The sequence below is a fragment of the Streptomyces turgidiscabies Car8 genome (genome assembly GCF_000331005.1).
GTDB classification, from domain to species: Bacteria; Actinomycetota; Actinomycetes; order Streptomycetales; family Streptomycetaceae; genus Streptomyces; species Streptomyces turgidiscabies.
In genome coordinates, this window is the sequence record NZ_AEJB01000525.1 from 1 (window position 1) to 20998 (window position 20998).

A 20998-nucleotide genomic window follows, 5' to 3' on the forward strand; every position below is an offset into this window, starting at 1 on the left:
CGGTAGGGGGCGGGCGGTGGGGGTTACAGGACGGCGTCCAGCCATGAGAAGACGTCGTCCTGCATGGGTGCGGTGAACACATGGCCGAGGTCGGGCCAGATCCTGGTGTGCAGCCGCTCCCCGGCGCGGCGTGAGCGCCAGACGGCGCGCAGCTTCTCGTGGGCCACGCGTACGCCCTCCGCCGGGAACAGCGGATCCTGGGCGCCGTGGAAGAACAGCATCGGCCTGGGTGCGGCGATGCTCGCCACGTCGGGGAAGTCGAGGTGCCGGGCGAGCCCGGGGTGGAGCATGTGGTAACTGGACTGGCCGCGCAGGGTGTTGTTGCCGGGGACCATCATTTCCTTCAGCCCGGTCATCCAGCAGACGCTGGCCGCTGCGGCGATGTCGTCGCTGAGCGCGGCGGTCTGCCAGGCGCGGAAGGCTCCCATGGAGAACCCGACGGCCGCGACCCGCCGCCGGTCCACGCGGTCGAGCCCGGCGAGGAAGCGGGCGGCGCGTACGTCCTCGCGGGCCATGAGTCCGGCGAGGGACGAGCCGAGGTTGTAGAGGTTGCTGGCGAGTGCCTGCTGCTGGTCGTAGGCGAGGGGCCCCCGGTCGGCCCAGCCGAGCGCGTCCAGCGCCAGTACGACGTATCCGCGCCGGGCCAGCTCGTCGCCGACGAAGCGTCCGCTGAAGTACCGGTCCGCCCAGGCCTGCGCGGAGGCGAGCCGGGTGTCGTCGTACCAGGGTCTGACCAGCTTCTCCTTCCCGATGTCGAACTTCGCCCCGTGGTCGTGGAGCAGCAGTACGGCGGGGAAGGGGCCGGGGCCGTGCGGAGTGAGCAGCGCGCCGCGCACGGGCTCGTACCGGGTGAGGCCGAGGGTCACCAACTCCCTTGTGTAGTAAGGGGTTTCGGCACGATCGCCGAACTCAGGGTCGAACGCGACGCCGTCGCCGTCCGGCTCGACGAGCAGCGTTTCCTCCACTTTGGCTCGGGCGATGCGGCGCCAGGCCCGGAAGTCCCGGACGCCGGATCTGCCCCAGGCGAGCGGGAAGTCCAGCTCGTCCTTGAGCGCCGGGTAGAAGCCGGGCAGCGGGCCGTCGACGACCGCCGACTCCGGCCCCGGTGCCGCCCCGGCGGGTTGGGCGGCGGCGCCGTTGATCAGCGCCGCCCCCGCCCCCACGACGAACGCCCGTCGCCCCACCGCCGGGTCACGGCCGGTCATACGGGCACCAGTCCCCGAGATACGTCCGCCGCGTGTGCTCGCCGGCCTCCGCCGCCGTGAGCTGCGGCCGGTTCTCCGGGGCCGAGATCACCGCGCCCGGACCGGAGTTGCCGTACTCCCGAAAGCGCATGGTCTGCCAGGGATAGGCCTCGCGCATGTTGATGTACGGGGTGACGGCGTCGATGCCCGGGCCGAGCCAGGTGTCCCTGACGAGCAGCGAGGGCCAGGCGGTTGTCTCGTACGACGGCACCCAGGGCCGGGCGATCTTGTACGCGCCGTCCTCCGCGCCCGAGGTCACCCGGCCGCGCACGGTGAGGAAGCCGTAGGGGTTGGCGCGGGCCGTGGCGGGGGCGAAGACCATGCCCTCGGGTCTGAAGGCGACGTCCCGGTCGAGGGTGTGGAAGTGGCAGCGTTCGAAGACGGCCCGTGCCCGCCCGAAGACGAAGTCGACGTCGCCCTCGATGTAGCAGTCACGGTAGTAGTGCCGGTCGAACGCGGTCAGTGCCGTCGTGTCCGCGAACAGGGTGTCCTGGTGGGCGAGTAACCGGACCCGGGTGAACTGCGACCGGTCCCCCGTGACATAGGCGGCGACGGCCTGCGTCCCGGTGATCTCCGGGTGGTCGGCGCGCAGCCAGTCGTTGGCGAGGGTCAGGTCGAGGACGGTCAGGCCCGGCGCCGCCGAGGTGAAGGTGGCGGAGCCGCCGGTGCCGTAGGTGCCCGAACCGTCGGGTTTCTGGGTGCCGTTGGCGTTGTCGTACACGATGACGGTGTCGCGCGGGTCGCGGGTGGCGCCGCGGATCGTCAACTCGGCTGCCTGGGCGGGGATGTTGACGACCTCGCGATATGTCCCCGGGTGCACGACGATCGTCCGCCCGACCTCGCCGGCGGCGACCACCGCGTCCACGGCGGCCTGGACGGAGCCGCCGGGACGGACGTGCAGGACTCGGTGCGCGGCGGACGCGAAGGCCGGAGCCGTACCGGCGGCGACAAGGCCTGCCGTGAGCCCGGTGAGCAGGGTGCGTCGGCGCATCTCAGCACCACCGCCCGCGCCATGGCGTCCAGTCGCCGAGGTATGTCTCACGGGTCGCCGACTCGGCTTCGGTGACGCTGAGTTGGGGCCGGTTCTCGGCGACGACGATCCTGGCGCCCGGACCCGTGTTGCGGTACTCGGCGAACCGCTGGCTCTGCCACGGGTAGCTGTCCGACATGTTGGTGTAGGGCGCGACCGCGTCGATGCCGGGGCCGAGGCGGGTGTCCCGGACGGTGAGCATCGGGCGGGCGGTGGTGTCGGAGCTGGGCACCCATGGGCGGGCCAACTTGTAGGCGGCGTCCGGGGCTTCACTGGTGACGCTGCTGTCGGTCACCAGATAGCCGCGGGGGTTGGTGCCCACGGTGGACGGTGCGAAGACGAAGCCGTAGGGGGTGCCCGCGAGGTCGGTGCGGTCGAGGGTGCGGAAGTGGCAGCGTTCGTACACGGCGGTGGCCCGGCCGAAGACGAAGTCGACGTCCCCTTCGGCGTAGCAGTCGGCGAAGTACTGCCGGGCGTACGCCTCACGGCTCATCGAGTCGGCGTACAGGGTGTCCTGGTGGCCGAGGAACCGGCAGTGGTGGAACGCCGCACGGTCGCCCTGGACCTTGATGGCGACGGCCTGGGTCCCCGCGATCTCGGGGTGGTCGGCGCGCAGCCAGTCGTTGGCGAAGGTGATCCAGCGGGCCGTGAAGTCGGCACCCTGGACGAGGGTCGTGGCGGAGCCGGTGGTGCCGTAGGTCCCGCCGCCGGGCTTCGGGGTGCCGGCGGCGTTGTCGTAGACGATGACGACGTCACGCGCGTTCTCGGAGGCGCCGATCAGCGTCAGTTCCGTACGGGCGGCCGTGACGGCGACGGTCTCGCGGTAGACGCCCGGTGCGACGACCAGTGTGAATCCGCTGCCGCTCACGGCCGACACCGCGGCCTGGACGCCGGTGAAGTCGCCGGTGCCGCCCGCGTCGACGTACAGCGTCCGCTCGGTCAGGCGGCGGGACGGGGAGCCGTAGCGGCCGAACCGGGTACGGCCGGCCGCGCGGGCGGGGGCCGCGAGCCCCAGGGCCAGTGCGGCCCCGGTGCTCGCGGCGACGAACGACCGTCTGCTCAACGGGAGTTCAGGGCTCGCCATGATCAGCAGACCTTGCCCGCGCCGGCACCGCGGTTCACGACGGACGGCACCGCGCGCGGCGAGTCGACCTTCGTGCGGAGCGTGGGCGTCCAGCCCGCGCCCGACTGGAGCGTCTCGGCGGGGATCTCCGCGTTGTGGACCGCGATCAGGTCGGTCAGCTTGCCGCCGACGTAGTTGTTCACGGCGGTGAGCGGGGACTCGTTCCACTTCTTCAGCACCTTGCCGACCTTGGCGCCGGCCGGCAGCGAGATGGCGTTGTCACTGGCGTACAGCTGCGAGGAGATGCCGACACCGAAGAGGTAGTAGTCGGACGCCTGCGCCCCGCCCACCACATAGCTGTTGTTGTAGACGTCGACCTGGCCGAAGCGCACCCGCGGGGAGCGCTGGAGGATCCCGTCGAACTTGTTGTGGTGCATGGTGACCTTGAGCTTGCCGCCGTCGGTGGTGGCGGTGCTGTCGCTGTTCCCGATCAGCATGTTCTTGTCGTGGTCCTTGAAGGAGTTCCAGGACACGGTGACGTAGTTGGCGCCGCGCACGATGTCGGTGAGACCGTCGTGCTGCTGGAAGACCTTGCCGAAGTAGCTCGGCCGCTCGCTGTCGGGGTAGCGGCCGTCGGTGAGCGTGTTGTGGTCGATCCACACGTGGTCGGTGCCGTAGACGACCACGGCGTCGTACTCGGAGTTCCAGTTGCCGGTGTTGTTGTCGTCGGTCGGGTCCCACTTGGGGAAGCAGTCGAGGGGAGCCTCGATGGTGAGGTTGCGCAGGATGACGTTCGAGACGGCCTTGATCTGGAGGCTGCCGCCGAGGATGCCGGAGTTCTTGCCGACGCCGACGATGGTGGTGTTGCTGGGGATGGCGGCCTTGATCGCCGAGTCCTGGTTGGCCATGGACGCGACCCGCGCGTCCTCCTGCGGCCCCATGGCCACCTTGTCGTTGCCGTAGACGGCCGGGTCGTAGTCCTTCAGGTACTGCTGGAGGTCGTATCCGCCGGTGGTGAAGGCCTCGCAGCCCTCGGACACGGCGTCGATCATGCCCTTGACCTTGATGATCTTGGGTGCGCTGCCGCCGTCCTTCAGCGCGGCCTTGAACTGCGCCCAGGTGGTGACGGTGTACACGTGGGCGGCGTCGGCGGCCGAACCGCCGGTCGTACCGCCCGCGTCGGACCCCCAGCCGTCACCGGCGGCGAGCGTCTGGCGGCCGAGGTCGGGGGCCGGAGCGGCGGCCTGGGCGGCGGGGCCGGTGACGGTGAGGACGAGGGCCGTGCAGCCGAGCAGGACGGCGGCCTTCATGGTGACATGATCATGACATGCGCGAAGCTTCATGGTACGGCTCTCTTTCCGAGAAAACGGGCGGGAGGTCTTGAGGCGGGAAGCGGCTAGACGGCGGCCGGCGGCCAGGTGATCCAGGACTCCGGGATCACGTCGCCGATGCGGCGCACGTCCCGGCGCGCCAGCACCCGGCGCCGCACCAGCTCGGCGGCGACGAGCCGGGCCACGGCGATGGCACCCGGCGGATTGAAGTGCGTGTTGTCCTGCTCGGTCGCTGTCCAGTTGAAGTACTTCTTCGTCTCCTCGACGCCCAGCTCCTGCCAGAGCGCGATCGACAGGGCCTGGACGTCGAGCAGCGCCACGCTCTCCTCCCCGGCGAGCGCACGCATCGCCGCCGGGTAGTCGCCGTGGGTCGGCACCGCGTTGCCGCTCGCGTCGAACTTTCTCCGCTCGACGGACGTGGCGAGCACCGGCCGGGCACCCCGGGCTCGCGCGCCGTCGATGTACAGCCGCAGACAGTCCTGGTACGTCGTCCAGGGCTCGGTGTACCGGACGGGGTCGGCGCTCTTCTCGTCGTTGTGCCCGAACTGGATGACCAGGAAGTCGCCGGGGGCGATGACGTCGAGAATGGCGTCAAGCCGACCTTCGTCGACGAAACTCTTGGAACTCCGCCCGTTCACCGCATGATTGGCGACGACCAGATCCTTCTGCAGAAAGAAGGGAAGCGCCATTCCCCACCCGGTCTCCGGGGCGGCGTCAGCGTATTTCTGGGCGGCGGTGGAATCACCGGCGATATAGACGGTACGGGAACGGCGACCGGAATGCGCCGATGCGCTTTCCGAGGTGGTGACAGCGAGAGGAACGGCGGCCAGAGCAGCCGCGGCCACCTGTCTACGACTAAGAGACACGACGTTGTGCCTTTCAAATAGGGCAGGGGGACCCGCGCCCCGATAGGGGCGCGGGGAACTGCGCGAAAAGCCACGACTAACCCGCAGCCGACGACGAAGGGAAAGAACCCCTAGCTCATCTGCTCATTCCACTCAGCCTGCGCAGCGTTCAGCTGCTCGGCCAGCGTGTCCAGGAACTCCTTCGCGCTCATCTTCTTCAACAGCACCTTCTGGAAGTTCGGCTCGTTGTCCGCCTTCGAGATCGTGTTCCAGTCGGGCAGGTAGTACGGCAGCTGCACGATCTTGATAGTGCCGCTGTTCAGCGACTCGGCCGCCAGCTTCGTCGCCTCCGCCGACTGGATCCACGCGTCCTTCGCCGCCTCCCTGTTGGACGGAATGGCGCCGGCGGACTCGTTCCACTTGCTGTTGGAGGCGTGCGACACGGCGAACTCGATGAACTTCCACGAGGCCGTCTTGTTCTTGCTGGACTTGAACAGACCGAGTCCGTCAACAGGGTTGGAGACCTGGACGCGCGTGCCGTCGTCCTGCGTCGGGTTCGGAATACCCCGGAACTTGCCCTCCAGCGCCTTCAGGTGGTCCTGGTAGGAGCCGAGGTTGTGGCTCAGCATTCCGATGTCGCCGCTGTCCCACTGGGCGACCATCTTCTTGAAGTCGTTGTTGACGTCGGCGGACGGAGTGTCCTTCTTGAACAGCGCGGTGTACTTCTCCAGCGCCGCCACGTTCTTCGGGTCGTTGACGGTGGTCTTCGCGTCCTTCCAGAACGACTCGATGCCGGACTGCCCGTACATCGCGTCCAGGGCCTGCGCGATCGACCCCTCACCGCCGCGAATGGTGTAACCGAACTTGTTCTTGCTCGCGTCGGTGAGCTTGTCGGCGGCGGCGTAGAACTTCGACCAGGTGGTCGGCGGGTCCAGCTTCGCCGCCTTGAACAGGTCGGTGCGGTACCAGAGCGTGCCGTTGTTCGCGGAGGTCGGCACGGTGAACAGGTCGTCCCCGCCGCCCGCGCTGCGCACGCTGTCGATCATGCCCGGGGTCAGCTTGCCGTTGAGCGAGCTGTCCGAGAGCCGGTCGTCCAGCGGCTCCAGGGCGTTCTGCGCGGCGATGCCGGCGAGCATGGCGGCCCCGACGCCACCGACGTCGGGCAGGCCACCGCCCTGGATCGCGGTGTCGTACTTGGACTGGATGCTGTCGGACGGTATCCCGACGTACTTGACCTTGATGTCGGGGTTGGCCTTCTCGAAGTCGGCGATGATCTCCTTCCACACGTCGGTACGCACACCGCCGTTGTTGTCCAGAAGGTGATCTCGCCCTTGCCCGAGCCCTCGTTGCCTTGTCCCCGCCCGCTCCGCTGCCGTCGTCACCGCAGGCGGTGGCGGTCAGGGCGAGCACGGAACCCAGGGCCACGGCGATGGCCGCGCGCCTGCTTCTGCGGATGCTGATCTTCATTGGTCGGCACTCTCTCTTCTGGATCAAACACTTCTGGATCAGTCGGAACTATGAAGTTGTGGGGGGTCAGCGGCGGGCGTACGGAGCCCAGCCGTCCGTACCGCGCAGATAGTCGGCGACGGTGTGCGAGGCGGCGTCGGCCTCACTCAACTGCGGCCGGTCGGCGGTCACTTGGGCGCCGGGTCCGTAGGTCCGGTATTCGGTGAAGCGGGCGTCCTTCCACGAGAAGCCGCTCATGTCGGTCCACGGCGAGGCCTTGACCGCGGCAGGCAGCTCGGTGTCCCGGAAGAGGACCTGGGCCACGGCGTTCGGTTCACCGCCCGGGTGCCAGGGCCGACCGAGGTGGAAGGAGTCGGCGGGGGCGTCGCTCACGACCTTCGAGCGGGTGATCAGGAAGCCGTACGGATTGCCCGTCCAGGTCGAAGCGGCGGTGATGTACCCGTTGTTGGTGGTGGAACCCCGGGTCAGCGCACGGATCACCGACCGCTCGATGACGGTCGTCGCCCGCCCGTAGACGAAGTCGACGTCACCCTCGATGTACGAGTCGCGGACGTAGACCCGGCTGATCACGTCCAGCTTGGGGCTGTCGGTCATCAGGGTGTCCTGGTTGCCGAGGAAGGCGGTGTTCTCGAAGACGACGCGGTCGCCGGTCGTCTTCATCGCGAGCGCCTGCTCGCCCTTCAGCTCGACGGCGGCCTCGTCGAAGTCGTTGCTGAAGGTGAGATTGCGGGCGGTGACGTCGTTCGCGGCGATCCGGACCGTCGCGCTTCCCGTCGAACCGCCGTACTCGGCGGGCGTGTCGTAGACGATGACGGTGTCGGAGCGCTTCCGGCCGGTCCCCTGAAGCAGGATGTTCGACTTGCCTGCCGGGATGAACACCTTCTCGCGGTACGTGCCCGGCGCGACGGCGACGGTCACCGGGCTGTCGTTGCCGACGGGCACGGCGTCTACGGCGGCCTGGACGGTCGGGTAGTCGGCGGGGACGTCGAGCGTGACCGCGGCGCCGATCCGTGCCTGCGGCCCGGAGAAGCGCCTGACCAGCGCGGGTACGGCGGCGGCCGGGTCCAGCCGGTACGCGTAGAAGTCACGCGGTTCGAAGGCGGTACCCCACGCGTCCTGCCGTCCGCTGACGTTCCTCAGGATCGACCCGCGCTGCACCAACTCGGCGGTGGTGTCCGCCTGGTAGGGGTGCTGGACACCGTCGTAGTAGCTGTTCTCGATGACCATCTTCGTCTTGCCGCGCGACCAGTTCCCGTACGTCCAGACGGGATCGCCGTCGGCGACCTGTGCCGACACGTAGTTGTTGTAGAGGTGCGCGTAGGCGCAGTTGTCGGCGGACGGGTTGCGCTGCTTGGTGCCTGTGAACCAGTTGTGGTCGATGGTGATCTGGGTGAGCACATTGGCCGTCCAGCCGATCCCGAACGCCTTGTTGTGGTTGGCGAACTGGTTGTCGGAGACGGTGATGTACTGGCTGTCCTTGCGGATGTCGAGCAGCCCGTCACCCATGTGCGCGAAGCGGTTGTGGTCGATCCAGACGTGGTCGGCGGTGTCCATCTGGATGGCGTCGAAGTCGGTCGTCTTGCCGTCCCAGTCGCCCTCGACGTACGAGTCACGGATCGTCAGATTGCGGATGATCACGTTGCTGGTACCGGGGTTGAGGTGCAGCTCGCCGTGGACGATCTCGCCGGTGTCGCCGACGCCGATGATCGTCTTGTTCGAGGCGACGACGACATCGGATCCGAACGGCGCCACGGCGACCGAGCCCGCGACCCGGATGACATACGGCTCCTCGGCCGCCGCGTACTTCACCAGCGAGGCCTGGTCGGTGACCGTGACGACCTTGCCGCCCGCGCCCCCGGTGGTGCCACCGGCGAGGGAGGCGAAGCCGTGCGGCTGGTCCGTCCAGCGGGCGGCCGTCGTCGTGGGGCTGTGGGAGGTGACGGGTGCGGCGGCTGTCGCCTTGTCGAGCGTCCCGAGGGTCAGGGCAGCCGTCAGACCCATGACGGTGACCAGGGTTCTACCGGCCCCCGGCAAGCGCTTGCTAGGGAAGTGCGTCATTGCGGCTCCCAACAGGCATACGAATAAGGTGAGTTACGAGGACGTGACTCTGAACTGCGTGAACGTGGCGGCGCCGGCGTGTCCCCCGCCGACGGGCGCGAGCGCGAAGAGCCCGAGCAGGGCACCGACCCAGCGCCAGGGCGTGGCCGCGAACACCGGCCCGGACGACTCCCAGCCGTCCCCGGTGCCGAGGTCGTAGGAGAACCGGCAGCGTGCCCCCGCCCCGATCGCGATCCGCAGCCGGACCCGCCCCTCGGGAGCCACTCGCGGCCGGCCGGCGTCCCGCTCGCGCTCGGCGACGGACTCCGCGAACCGGTGGACGAGCCGGACCGTCCCGTCGTCGGCCCGCTCCAGGCCGATCCAACCGAAGGAGTCGCCCAGCAGGGCCAGCCCGGCCCGCGCCCCCGGCTCCGCACTGCCGAGCCGCAGCTCCACCTCGGCCTCGCAGGCGATGCCGGGCAGCCGCTGGGTGAGGATGTTCGGGAGTTTCCGCAGGTCGTGGGCGTCGGCGCTGCGTACGCAGCTCAGTCGTAGCCCGTCCCCCGAGTGCTGGGTGGCCCAGCCGTCCTGCGGGTTGGCCGTCCACTGCCACTGACGGCCGAACCGTCCGCCGGGGAAGTCGTCGTCGGTGGCGGGCGCGGCGGGCGGCTGCACCGGCAGATCGGGCTTGCGGTGTACGGCGACGGGGGCGCCGGCGTCACCCATGACGGGCCAGCCGTCCGCGCTGTCCGCCCCCCAGCTCATCGGCTGAAGGTGCACGACACGGCCGTACGGGCCGCGCTGCTGGAAGTGGAGGAACCAGTCCTCGCCCGCCGAGGTGCGCACCCAGCCGCCCTGGTGGGGCCCGTTGACGTCGGTGTCCCCCTGCTCCAGGACGATCCGTTCCTCGTACGGCCCGAAGAAGTCGCGGGAGCGGAAGGCGCCCTGCCAGCCGGTCTCCACTCCCCCGGCTGGCGCCAGGATCCAGAACCAGCCGTCGTGCTTGTAGAGCTTCGGGCCCTCAAGGGTGAACCAGCCGGGGATGCGGTCGCCGTCGACGATCACCTTGCCCTCGTCCAGAAGTCCCGTGCCCTCGGGGTGCATTCGGTGGCCGGTGAGCCTGTTCTTCACGCCTGACCGGGACTTGGCCCAGGCGTGCACGAGGTACGCCTCGCCGGTCTCCTCGTCCCACAGCGGGCACGCGTCGATTAACCCCTTGCCCTCCTTGACCAGGTGCGGGCTGGTCCAAGGGCCGCGTACGGCAGGGGCGTTGACCTGGAAGATGCCGTGGTCGGGGTCGCCCCAGAAGATCCAGAAGCGGTCGTCGTGGTAGCGGAACGAGGGTGCCCAGACCCCGCAGTCGTGGCGCGGGACCCTGAACTCGGCTGTCGGCCGCAGACGTTCGAGGGCATGGCCGACCAGCGTCCAGTTGACGAGGTCCCGGGAGTGCAGCAGGGGCAGGCCGGGGGCCCGGCCGAAGCTGGAGGCGGTGAGGTAGAAGTCGTCGCCGACGCGGAGGACGTCCGGGTCGGACCAGTCGGCGTTCAGGACCGGGTTGCGGTAGGTCCCGTCGCCGAGATCGGCACCGGTGATCACGGGCTCACCGCCTTCCGTACGAGAGCCGCGGCCTCGCCCCGGTCGAGGCGCCCGTCGGCGACGACGGTGACGATCCGGCGTACGGCGGTCTCACCCGGCCCGATCGGCAGCCGTTCGTCAAAGGCGAGCGACGAGCCGACCCCCGGGTACTCCTCGGCCCGGACGAACCACGGGTCGCGGCGCGTCTGTTCGGTGGCGCCGGCGAAGACGAGGGTCCAGGTGGGGCCGGCCAGGGCGACCCAGTCGGCGCGGGTGCCGTGGACCGCCGACTCGCCCTCGGTGGCGGCCGTGAACACGTCGGGAGCGCCGGCCTCCTTGCGCGCCCGCCAGAAGAAGCCTCCGTAGGCCGCGCCGGGGCGGCCGTTGGTGGCCGGGCTGCCGATGGAGAGGGGCGCGGAGGTGATGTTGGTGAGGGAGAAGGTGAAGTCCAACGCCCAGGCGGAGCTGGTGAGTTCGGTGGCGGCGACCGTACGGCGCTCCCGCAGCAGTTCGCCGCCGCCGACCATCCAGCGGAGTTCCTCGACGAAGCCGTCGGGGTCGCGGAGCTGGTAGGCGGTGTGCCGCTGGGCGCCGTGGTTGTCCAGCTCGGTCGGCCCCTGGTCCCGTACGTAGGTGCGCCCGCCCCAGAAGTTGTGCCCCTCGACGTCGGGTATGGCGACACCGACGCCGAGGTGGTGGGTGTGGTCGGCGGGGCTGAGCTCGGTGACAGCGGTGCCGGCCAGGGTGGTGACGGGGTGCAGATACGGGCGGGGCGCGTGGCGGAGCGGCAGCTCCGGCCGGCCGGTGTAGCGGCCGACCGGGCGGCCCGCGACCCGCAGGACCAGCGACTCGTTGGGCATCTGGTTCATCAGGTGCTCACCTCTTTGGGGAGCGCCCAGGGGGCGCCCAGCTCGGAGTAGAGGGAGAGGGTGTCGGCGGCGGCGGCGACGAGGCCGTCGATGCCGGGGACCACTCGGCGAGGAGTCTCACCGGGCGCGAACTCCCAGGCGTCCGCCGGGAGTTCGGCCGGATCGGGGGCCTGCCGGATCGCCTCGACCACCCGCATGAACGCGCCGGTCTCGTCGGGCACGACCAGCAGTTCGGCGCCCTCCGTGAGGTGGTCCACGAGGTTCTCCAGCAGGTCGGTGCGGTCGTACTCGTACTCCTCCGGACCGTGTCCGGAGCGCTGGAGGAGCACGCGGTCCTGCTTGTACCAGAAGGTGATCCGGCCGCTGGTGCCGTGGACGAGGACGTACGGGTCGTCCGGGTGCTGGGCGCACAGGGTGGCGGCGACGGTGACCGGGACGCCGTTCGTGGTGCTCACGCGGACGCACGAGGTGTCGTCGGACTCGATGTCGTTGGCGCGCAGCAGCTCGGTCTCGATGCCGGTGACGTCCTCGGCGCGGGTGCTGCCGCCGAGGGCGAGGCCGGTGGCGACGGCGTGCGCGAGTGGGTTGGTGAGGGCGCCGTCGATGACGTCCACACCGTTCAGCCTGCGCTTGCCCGCCCAGGGCGCGCGCCGGTAGTACGCCTCGTCGCGCGCCCACGCGCCCGCCCCGCCGACGCCGGTCACGGTGCCGATGGCGCCCTCGGCGATCAGTTCCCGGATCGCGGGCAGGGCGTGCGAGCCCAGCGACTGGAAGCCGATCTGGCAGGCGACCCCGGCCGCCGCGACCCCGTCGGCCATCCGCCGGAACTCCGCGTACGACGGCGCCGGCGGCTTCTCCAGCAGCAGGTGTACGCCCTTGGCGGCGGCGATGAGCGCGAGGTCGGTGTGGGTGGGGATCGGCGTGCAGATCACGGCGATCGCGGCGCCGGTGGAGTCGAGGAGGGCGCCGAAGTCGGCGGACTGCTCCGGCGCGCCGAGCCCTTCCAGCTCCTCGTCGGTCATCGGGGTCAGCTCGCAGACGCCTGCCAGCCGGACGAGTCCCTTGTCCTGGAGCCGGCGGATGTTCGCGAGATGCCAGTGCCCGTGGCCGCGCGCTCCCGCGAGCACCACCGGAACCGGGGTGACCAGTCGAGTGGCCGTCGGTGTCGTGTTCATGTGCGCCTCCCTGCGCCCGCGCCGCGTGCCACCTCTCGGTCGGCCGTGTCGGCGCTGTCGATCTTTGTGTGCAGGGTAGGCGTCCAGCCGACGTCGGCCGTGAGGTCGCGCTCGCTGCCCGAGTTGTAGGCGTTGTAGATGGTCAGAAGATCGACGGGGAAGCCGTTGAAGAGAGTGCCGGTCTGGTGCAGGGCGGTGCCGTTCCAGCTCTTGACCAGGTCTGCGGCCTCGACGTGCCCCGGGGTGGTGAAGGCGTTGTTCTCGGCGTACACGGCGGACTCGGTGGAGACGCCGATCGAGTAGCGGTAGTCGTCGCCGTGGTCGATCAGGTAGCGGTTGTTGTAGACGTGCACCTGTCCGAAGCGAACGCGCGGGGCGCGCTGGGTCAGCGAGCGGAACTCGTTGTGGTGCAGGGTGACGCGGAGTTTCCATCGGTCGCCGGTGGCCGTGTCGCCGGAGCCGATGAGCATCGCCTTGTCGTGGTCGGCGAACCGGCTCCAGGAGACGGTGACCAGGTCGGAGGCGTTGGTGATGTCCAACAGGCCATCGTGACGCAGATAGTTGCGGGCAAAGTAGGTGGGTTCGTCGGCGTCCGAGTGGCCCTTGTCGGAGGCGGTGACGTGGTCGACCCAGACATGGGTGGCGCCGTTCAGCCAGATGGTGTCGTAGGCCGTCTTCCAGTCCCCCAGACCACCGGAGTTGGGCTGCCAGACGGGGAAGCAGTCGTAGGCGTCGCGGAGTTCGAGGTTGCGGACGATCACGTTGTCCGCCTTCCTGACCTGAAGGCTCGCCCCCTTGAGGACAGCACCCGAACCGAGCCCGAGGATGGTCGTGTTGGACCCGACCGGCAGCACGACCCGCTCGGCCTGCCGGGCCGCCGCGACCTGGCGGGCCTCCTCCTGCGCCCCGGCCGGCTTGGCGGAACCCCAGGTGCGGGGGTCGTAGGCGGCAAGGTACTTCCGCACGGTGTACCCGGTGCCGTCCGCGTAGTCGCCGCAGCTCACATGGTCGCCGTCGTCAGCGGTGTTGGCGTCGATCGTCCCCGCGACACGGATGATCTTCGGGGTGGCGCTGCCGCCGTCGAGGGCGCGGACCAGTTCGCCACGGCTGCGTACGGTGAACACATGGGCGTCGTCCGCCGCAGCGCCGCCGGTGGTGCCACCCTCGGCGGCGGCCCAGCCGTCGTTCGCGGGCAGGGTGTCACGGCTGAGGTCGCGGGCGTCGGCACCGGCCGGGGTGCTCAGCACGGCACCCAACAGCCCGATGGCGGCGGCGACTTGGAGGAGACGTCTCATCCCTTCACCGCCCCTGCGCTGAAGCCGGTGATCAGCCACTTCTGGATGAAGGCGAAGACGATCACCACGGGCACGGCGGCGATGATGCCGCCCGCCGCGAGGGCGCCCAGGTCGACGCTGTCCGCGCTCATCAGGGTGTTGAGGCCGACCGGGATGGTCTGCTTGCCCTGGTCGCTGAGGAACATCAGGGCGAACAGGAAGTGGTTCCAGGAGTGCACGAAGGCGAAGGAGCCGACAGCGATCAACCCGGGCCGCAGCAGGGGCAGTACGACGATGCGGAACGCGGTGAAGCGGTTGCAGCCGTCGACCCAGGCGGCCTCCTCCAGGGTGTACGGCACGTTCTTGATGAAGCCGCTGATGAGGATCATCGACAGCGGGAGCTGGAAGACCGTCTCGGCGATGATGACCGCGCCCAGCGAGTTGATCATCTGGAGCTCGGCGAAGATCTGGAACAGCGGCACCAGCAGCAGGGCGCCCGGCACGAACTGGGAGCAGAGCAGGGCCAGCATGAAGGCGCGCTTGACCTTGAAGTCGAAGCGGGCGAGGGCGTATCCGCCGGCCAGGGCGACGAGCGTCGTCATCACCAGCGTGGCGAGGCCGACGAGGATGCTGTTCTCGAAGTACGTGCCGAAGCTTCGCTCGGTCCACACCTTCTCGAAGTGGTCGTTGGTCATCGGCCAGGGGACCAGCGAGGTCGAACCGGCCGGGCGCAGCGCGAAGAGGAGGATCCAGTAGAAGGGGATGAGGGTGAAGACGAGGTAGATCCCCAGGGGGAGGTAGATCTGCCAGCGCGGGGCCTCGTCCCAGGCACGTCGCTGCTTCTTCTGCGGGCGCGGCGGCTCGGGGGCGTCTTCCACGGGCGTGGGCACGGTCGCGGTGGCTTCCTTGGTGATCACTTGCTCTCCCCTCCGAACTTGCTGAGCCGCAGGTAGACGATCGAGAAGAAGAGCAGGATCACGAACGCGACCGTGGTGAGGGCCGACGCGTAGCCGAAGTTGTGCGCGTCGACGCTGGTGTTGGCGATGTAGAGCGGGAGTGTCGTGGTCTCGCCCGCCGGTCCGCCGCCCGTGAGGGTGTAGAGGAGGTCGACGTTGTTGAACTCCCAGACCGCGCGCAGCAGCGTGGACAGGACGATGGCGTCCTTGAGGTGCGGCAGCGTGATGTGCCAGAACTGCTTGATCCGGCTGGCGCCGTCGACCTCGGCGGCCTCGTACAGGTCCTTGGAGACGGACTGGAGGTCGGCGAGGATGAGGATCGCGAAGAAGGGCACGCCTCGCCAGAGGTCGGCGACGATCGCCGCCGGGAACACGGTGGCGGTGTCCGACAGCCAGCTCGTGCCGTACGTCCCGATGCCGGCGTCGGCGAGGTAACGGGTGATGCCCGTCTGGGAGTTGTAGAGCAGTACCCAGATCGCGGAGGTGAGGACGCCCGAAACGGCCCAGGGCGAGAAGACCAGCGCGCGGCCGATCGACCGCCCCACGAAGGTCTGGTTGACGATGAGCGCGAGCGCCAGACCGAACATCAGCTGCAGGCCGACCTCGACGACGACCCACTTGCCGCTGAAGACCAGGGTGTCCCAGAACTGGGGGTCCTTGGTGAAGGCGTGCGTGAAGTTGTCGAAACCCGCGAAGCCGTTGCGCCAGGGCTTGGTGGGGTTGAAGTTCTGCAGGCTGTAGTAGAAGACGCTGAGGACCGGGTAGGCGATGAAGCCCAGCATGAGCAGGGCGGCCGGTGCGATCAGCAGATAGGGGAGCCTTCGCGGCGTCGCGGAGGCACGCCGCCGCCGGGGTGGCGTGGGCGGTTTCGCCACGACTGCGGCTTGGGCCATGACTTTTCTCCGTTCTCGGTACGTCGTGCGTGCGTCGTACGGGAAGCGCTTTCTCGATGTGCGGAGGTCGGCCCCTTCGCGGTACGGGGTGCCTCTTGCGGTGGTGCGGCGGGTGCGGGTGGGTGGTGGCTTGTCGCGCGGTTCCCCGCGCCCTGGGTGGGCTGACTCAACCCGCGTAAGGATCTGGGGACTTGCCGGGCCTGGCCAGGAACTCGAAGTCACAGCCGGTGTCGGCCTGCGTGATCTGCTCGTTGTAGAGCGCGCCGTAGCCTCGCTCGTACCGTTCGGCCGGCGGCGTCCACTCCGCCCGCCTGCGCGCCAACTCGTCGTCGTCCACGTTGAGTTGCAGCGACCTTCCCTCGACGTCGAGGGTGATGGTGTCGCCGGTGCGGACCAGCGCGAGCGGCCCGCCGACATGCGACTCCGGCGCCACGTGCAGCACGCACGTGCCGTAGCTCGTTCCGCTCATCCGGGCGTCGGAGATCCGCACCATGTCCCGTACGCCCTGCTTGAGCAGGTGGTCGGGGATGGGCAGCATCCCGTACTCGGGCATGCCCGGGCCGCCCTTGGGTCCGGAGCCGCGCAGCACCAGTACGGTGTCGGCGGTGATGTCCAACTCCGGGTCGTTGATAGTGCGTTGCATGGTCCTGTAGTCGTCGAAGACGACCGCGCGCCCGGTGTGCTTGAGCAGGTGGGGCTCGGCGGAGATGTGCTTGATGACGGCGCCGTCCGGACAGAGGTTGCCGCGCAGGACGGCGACCCCGCCCTCGCTCGCGACCGGGTTGTCACGCGGGCGGATGACCTCGTCGTTGTGCACCGACACTCCGTCGAGCTGCTCGCGCATGCTGTCGTACGACACCGTCGGCCGGTCCAGATGGAGCAGGTCGGTGATCCGGGAGAGGAATCCGGGCAGGCCACCGGCGAAGTGGAAGTCCTCCATGAGGTACGTCTGTCCACCGGGCCGTACGTTCGCGAGCACCGGTACGGTCCGTGCGATGCGGTCGAAGTCGTCGAGGGTGAGGCGGACTCCGGCCCGGCCCGCCATGGCGATCAGATGGATCACGGCGTTGGTGGAGCCGCCGAGACCGAGGACGGTCGTGACCGCGTCGGTGAAGGCGTCGGCGGTGAGGATGTCGCTCAACTTGCGGTCCTGGTGGACCAGTTCGACGATCCTCATACCTGAAGCGGCGGCCATCCGGTCGTGCCCGGAGTCGACGGCGGGGATGCTGGACGCCCCCGGCACGGTCACCCCGAGCGCCTCGGCGGCGGCGGTGAGCGTGGACGCCGTCCCCATGGTCATGCAGTGCCCGGGGGAACGGGCGAGCCCGCTCTCCAGCTCCGTCATCTCGCAGTCACCGATGAGCCCGGCGCGCTTGTCGTCCCAGTACTTCCACATGTCGGTGCCGGAGCCGAGGATCTCGTTGCGCCAGTGCCCGGGCAGCATGGGCCCGGCGGGTACGAAGACGGCGGGCAGATCGACGGACGCGGCGCCCATCAGCAGGGCGGGCGTCGACTTGTCGCAGCCGCCCATCAGGACGGTCCCGTCGACCGGGTACGAGCGCAGCAGCTCCTCCGTCTCCATGGCGAGGAGGTTGCGGTAGAGCATGGGCGTCGGCTTCTGGAAGGTCTCGCTGAGCGTGGAGACCGGGAACTCCAGGGGGAATCCGCCGGCCTGCCACACGCCCCGCTTCACGGCCTGCGCCCGGTCACGGAGGTGCACATGACAGGGGTTGATGTCCGACCAGGTGTTGAGGATCGCGATGACGGGCTTGCCGAGATGCTCCTCGGGGAGGTAGCCGAGCTGGCGGGTACGGGCCCGGTGGCTGAACGAGCGCAGCCCGTCAGTCCCGTACCACTGGTGGCTTCGCAGCTCTTCCGGTGCTTTTCGTGCCTGGGCGGGCTTCATATGGACCACCCGGCGGCTATCGCGGCGACCTCGGCGCGTTCGTCCTCGGGCAGCGCGCGGCTCGGCGGGCGGACGTCGCGGCGGCACAGGCCGAGGGAGGCGAGGGCCTCCTTGACGACGGTCACGTTGTTCGCGGAGGCGTTGGCACCGCGCAGCTCCTCGAAGCGGCGGATCTGCTCCCAGACCTTCATGGCCCCCGGGAAGTCCCCCGACCGAAGCGCTTCGATCATGTTCAGCGAGACGGCCGGGGCGACGTTCACCAGGCCGGAGGTGAAACCGGTGGCGCCGGCGGAGAAGTAGGAGGGCGCGTAGGGCTCGGCGAGCCCGGCCACCCACACGAAGCGTTCGAGGCCGGCGTCCCGCGCGAAGGCGGCGAACCGGGCGGCGTCCGGGACTGCGTACTTCACGCCGATGACGTTCGGGCAGACGTCGGCGAGTTCGGCGAGCCTCAGGCCGCTCAGCGAGGCGTTGCGGATGTACGGAACGACCCCGAGCCCGGGGACGGCCTCGGCGATGGCCCGGTGGTAGTCGACCCAGCCGCCCTCGGAGACGTACGGGTGGATGGGCTGGTGGACCATCACCATCGCGGCCCCGTTGTCCTGGGCGTGCCGGGCGGCGGCCACCGCGGTCGGGACGTCGTGACCGACGCCGACGAGGATCACGGACCGGTCCCCGACCTCGTCGACGGTCAACTCGGTGACCAGGCGCCGCTCTTCGGGGGTCAGTGTGTAGAACTCGCCCGTGTTGCCGTTCGGCGTGAGGGTGGTGACGCCGCCGTCGACCAGTCGGCGCAGCAGGGCCCGGTGGGCGCTCTGGTCGACGGTGCCGTCCTCGGCGAACGGGGTCACCGGGATCGCCACCACGTCGGCCAGGGCCGCCCGTTGGGCCTCGAACGCCACGCCGCTCATTCCTGACCGCCCTCTCCCTGGACCTCGGACTCCCCTGCGGGGTAAGCCCGTTGCACGAACGACTCGATATGGGCGTGCAGGGCACGCGCCGCGCCGTCGGAGTCACCGGCGAGGGCGAGCCGCAGGATCTCCCGGTGCTCGTCCGCCTCCCGTTCCCACGAGGGGTTGGCGGCCCAGGCGACGGCGGAGACCAGAGCCGCCTGGTCGCGCACCTCGTCGAGCATCCGGCCGAGCAGCGGATTGCCGCACCGGACGTAGAGGGAGCGGTGGAACTCCCGGTTGGCCAGGGAGCGTTCGGCGGTGTCGGTGGCCTCGTCGGCCCTGGTCAGCGCATCCCGAGCGGCATCGAGCGAGGCTCCTCTGCGGACGGAACGCTTGAGGGCCTCCGGCTCCAGGAGCAGCCGTACGTCGTAGACCTCGCGCGCCATGTCCGCGTCCACCATGCGCACCGTGACGCCCTTGTACTGGTTCATCACGACGAGCCCGGTGCCGGCCAGCGTCTTGAGCGCCTCGCGCACCGGGGTCTTCGACACCCCGAACTGTGCGGCGAGCTCGGTCTCGACCAGGGCCTGCCCCGGCGTCAACTGTCCGGTGAGGATGCGGTGTTTGATCCCCTCCAGCACGAACTGCGTGCGGGACGGGATCGGCGTGGGCACAGAGGTCATGCGTGCCTCTCGGAAGCTTGACGGATCGGATCCACCGGATCAGATCTCGCGTATCGGATCTCACATATCGCGTCTCATATATGACGTACGAAGTACGACGGCTTGAAGGTAGGAGGGCCGCTGTGTTTCGTCAACGCTTCTGACAAGAGAAGTTAAAAGAGAAGTCAGGAAGGCAGACGGGACCAGAGGTGTCCCGTGCGTCAGATGAGCTTCGTGGTGCCTTCGAACGCGGTGTCGGTGGGCCCGCCGAAGACGGCGGCGGCACGGTCGGTGGCCGCCTCGGGGGTGAGCGTGGGTCCGACGTGCGTGATGAGCAGCGAGGCGGCGCCCTTCGCGTAGGCGCCCGCGTCCTCCGGCGTCAGATGGATCTGTTCGCCATCGCCATCATCGTGCCGGTCGATGTCGGCCTCGCACAGGAACAGGTCGGCGCCCCGGGCGAGTTCGGCGAGCGCGTCGCAGGGTCCGGTGTCCCCGGAGTAGGCGAGAGCCTTCCCCTGCGACTCGGCACGCAGCCCGTACGCCTCCATGCCGTGGGAGACGGCTCGGGTCGTGAGGCGCAGGTTCCAGTGCCGGACGGTGTGACCGTCGTGCAGCGGCCTGAAGTCGAGGATTCCGCTCAGGAAGCCGAGGTTGGGCTGTCCGAAGAACCCCGCGATCCGGCGCGCGCACTCGCGGGGCGCGTAGACGGGGATCGGCGCGGGCGGGGTCAGCCCGCCGTACGCGAACCCGTAGACGGCGGCGAGCAGGTCGGCGTTGTGGTCGGCGTGCAGATGGGAGATCCAGATCGCGGTGAGCCGTGCGGGATCGGTGTGCCTCTGCAACTCCGCGAATGTTCCGGGCCCGGCGTCCATCCACACCTCGGCACCGCCGCCGCGCACCAGATAGCCGGAGCAGGGACGTCCCGGCGCCGGATGCGGAGAGGCGGTGCCGAGGACGGTGAGGCTCAGGGGCATGCCCGGAGCGTACGGGGCGGTGCGGGCGGCTGTACGGGGTTTGGCACCCCGTGCAGGCCGGGGCTACCGCCCGCTCCCGATCACTCGGCCGTCCACCTCGGATCCCGTCCGCTGAGCCCGATCACCCGGTCCAGCAGCGGAGCGTCGTCCGGCACGGGGACGACCGGGCCGAAGATGCCGGCCCCGCCACTCTGTTCGACAGCGGCGGCCAGGAAGCCGTGGGCCGCTTCCACGGCTGCCGGATCGGGCTCGTACTCCTGTCCGGTGGCGCGGGCCAGATCCCAGCCGTGGACGACGAGTTCATCGGCGGCGACGGCCGCGGCGACCGCGCCCGGCAGTGTCACGCCCCCGGCGCGGGTCTCGCCGGTCCAGGCGGCCGGGTCGCGCCAGGCGTCGGCGAGTTCGTCGAGCGCCTTCGGCAGGCTCTCGCGCCAGCCGTCCGCGATGTCGGGCACGGCACCGGCCGGGCTGGAGTCCGTCGTCGCGCCGAGGTCCTTGCGCGCGGCGTCACGGAAGGCGACGGCCAGCCCGGCGACATGGCCCAGCAGATTGCGCACGGCGTACGCCGGACACGGCGTCCCGCCCGCGAGCCGCTCGTCGGTCACCCGCTCCGCGAGCCGGGCGACGATCCGGGTCTGCGGTCCGAGGTCGAGGGTGATCATCCGGTCGGTCATCGGTTTCTCCTCAGGGCTGGTCGGCACGGCAGGGGGTAGACCGCCGCCGCACGCGAAACTCATCGCCGCCTCGCGCCCGACCTCCTTGCCGTCGTCTTTCTAAGGCACCTTCCCGATCCTTCCCCCCACCCCT

At 69.7% G+C, this 20998-nt stretch carries 17 protein-coding genes and 1 pseudogene; all 18 read right to left on the minus strand.

Annotated elements, in window-relative coordinates:
• Positions 1-23: 23 nt before the first annotated feature.
• The 18 genes and pseudogenes from STRTUCAR8_RS38260 to STRTUCAR8_RS38345 all read right to left on the minus strand — a co-directional run bounded on the left by STRTUCAR8_RS38260 (position 24) and on the right by STRTUCAR8_RS38345 (position 20865).
• Positions 24-1205 (minus strand): dienelactone hydrolase family protein, encoded by a 1182-nt coding sequence (locus STRTUCAR8_RS38260; protein ID WP_006381732.1) that lies wholly within the window; start codon positions 1203-1205, stop codon positions 24-26.
• Positions 1192-2235, minus strand: a complete 1044-nt coding sequence (locus STRTUCAR8_RS38265; RefSeq protein ID WP_006381728.1) for a pectinesterase family protein — start codon at positions 2233-2235, stop codon at positions 1192-1194. The genes STRTUCAR8_RS38260 and STRTUCAR8_RS38265 overlap by 14 nt, the downstream gene beginning before the upstream one ends.
• Before the next feature lies 1 nt (position 2236).
• Positions 2237-3358, minus strand: coding sequence for a pectinesterase family protein (locus tag STRTUCAR8_RS38270; RefSeq protein WP_006381725.1), 1122 nt, complete (start codon positions 3356-3358; stop codon positions 2237-2239).
• A gap of 2 nt (positions 3359-3360) precedes the next feature.
• Positions 3361-4680 (minus strand): pectate lyase family protein, encoded by a 1320-nt coding sequence (locus tag STRTUCAR8_RS38275; RefSeq protein ID WP_006381736.1) that lies wholly within the window; start codon positions 4678-4680, stop codon positions 3361-3363.
• Between the two features lie 53 nt (positions 4681-4733).
• Positions 4734-5534 (minus strand): rhamnogalacturonan acetylesterase, encoded by an 801-nt coding sequence (locus STRTUCAR8_RS38280; protein WP_006381714.1) that lies wholly within the window; start codon positions 5532-5534, stop codon positions 4734-4736.
• Between the two features lie 110 nt (positions 5535-5644).
• Positions 5645-6980, minus strand: a pseudogene (locus STRTUCAR8_RS38285) (ABC transporter substrate-binding protein).
• Positions 6981-7046: 66 nt separating this feature from the next.
• Positions 7047-9038 (minus strand): pectinesterase family protein, encoded by a 1992-nt coding sequence (locus STRTUCAR8_RS38290; protein WP_044473593.1) that lies wholly within the window; start codon positions 9036-9038, stop codon positions 7047-7049.
• Positions 9039-9071: 33 nt separating this feature from the next.
• A complete protein-coding gene (locus STRTUCAR8_RS38295; RefSeq protein ID WP_006381716.1) occupies positions 9072-10613 on the minus strand; it encodes a glycoside hydrolase family 43 protein in 1542 nt (513 codons plus the stop codon).
• Complete coding sequence (locus STRTUCAR8_RS38300; RefSeq protein ID WP_006381737.1) at positions 10610-11461, minus strand: DUF6807 domain-containing protein; 852 nt, start codon at positions 11459-11461, stop codon at positions 10610-10612. The genes STRTUCAR8_RS38295 and STRTUCAR8_RS38300 overlap by 4 nt, the downstream gene beginning before the upstream one ends.
• Positions 11461-12636, minus strand: coding sequence for a Gfo/Idh/MocA family protein (locus STRTUCAR8_RS38305; protein ID WP_006381721.1), 1176 nt, complete (start codon positions 12634-12636; stop codon positions 11461-11463). The genes STRTUCAR8_RS38300 and STRTUCAR8_RS38305 overlap by 1 nt, the downstream gene beginning before the upstream one ends.
• Positions 12633-13931, minus strand: a complete 1299-nt coding sequence (locus STRTUCAR8_RS38310; protein WP_006381729.1) for a pectate lyase family protein — start codon at positions 13929-13931, stop codon at positions 12633-12635. The genes STRTUCAR8_RS38305 and STRTUCAR8_RS38310 overlap by 4 nt, the downstream gene beginning before the upstream one ends.
• Complete coding sequence (locus STRTUCAR8_RS38315) at positions 13928-14827, minus strand: carbohydrate ABC transporter permease (protein ID WP_006381713.1); 900 nt, start codon at positions 14825-14827, stop codon at positions 13928-13930. Before STRTUCAR8_RS38315 ends, STRTUCAR8_RS38310 begins: the two co-directional genes overlap by 4 nt.
• Positions 14824-15759 carry a carbohydrate ABC transporter permease gene (locus STRTUCAR8_RS38320; protein WP_006381738.1) on the minus strand — a complete coding sequence of 312 codons (936 nt, stop codon included), beginning with the start codon at positions 15757-15759 and terminating at the stop codon, positions 14824-14826. Before STRTUCAR8_RS38320 ends, STRTUCAR8_RS38315 begins: the two co-directional genes overlap by 4 nt.
• 166 nt (positions 15760-15925) lie before the next feature.
• Entirely contained in the window at positions 15926-17665 is a 1740-nt protein-coding gene (gene araD / locus STRTUCAR8_RS38325) for an L-arabinonate dehydratase (RefSeq protein ID WP_006381730.1), read from the minus strand.
• Positions 17662-18573 carry a dihydrodipicolinate synthase family protein gene (locus STRTUCAR8_RS38330; protein WP_044473594.1) on the minus strand — a complete coding sequence of 304 codons (912 nt, stop codon included), beginning with the start codon at positions 18571-18573 and terminating at the stop codon, positions 17662-17664. The genes araD and STRTUCAR8_RS38330 overlap by 4 nt, the downstream gene beginning before the upstream one ends.
• A complete protein-coding gene (locus tag STRTUCAR8_RS38335) occupies positions 18570-19238 on the minus strand; it encodes a GntR family transcriptional regulator (RefSeq protein ID WP_044473595.1) in 669 nt (222 codons plus the stop codon). The genes STRTUCAR8_RS38330 and STRTUCAR8_RS38335 overlap by 4 nt, the downstream gene beginning before the upstream one ends.
• A 200-nt stretch (positions 19239-19438) precedes the next feature.
• Positions 19439-20191 carry an MBL fold metallo-hydrolase gene (locus STRTUCAR8_RS38340; RefSeq protein WP_006381717.1) on the minus strand — a complete coding sequence of 251 codons (753 nt, stop codon included), beginning with the start codon at positions 20189-20191 and terminating at the stop codon, positions 19439-19441.
• Positions 20192-20271: 80 nt separating this feature from the next.
• Positions 20272-20865, minus strand: coding sequence for a TIGR03086 family metal-binding protein (locus STRTUCAR8_RS38345; RefSeq protein WP_006381733.1), 594 nt, complete (start codon positions 20863-20865; stop codon positions 20272-20274).
• Positions 20866-20998: the final 133 nt, after the last annotated feature.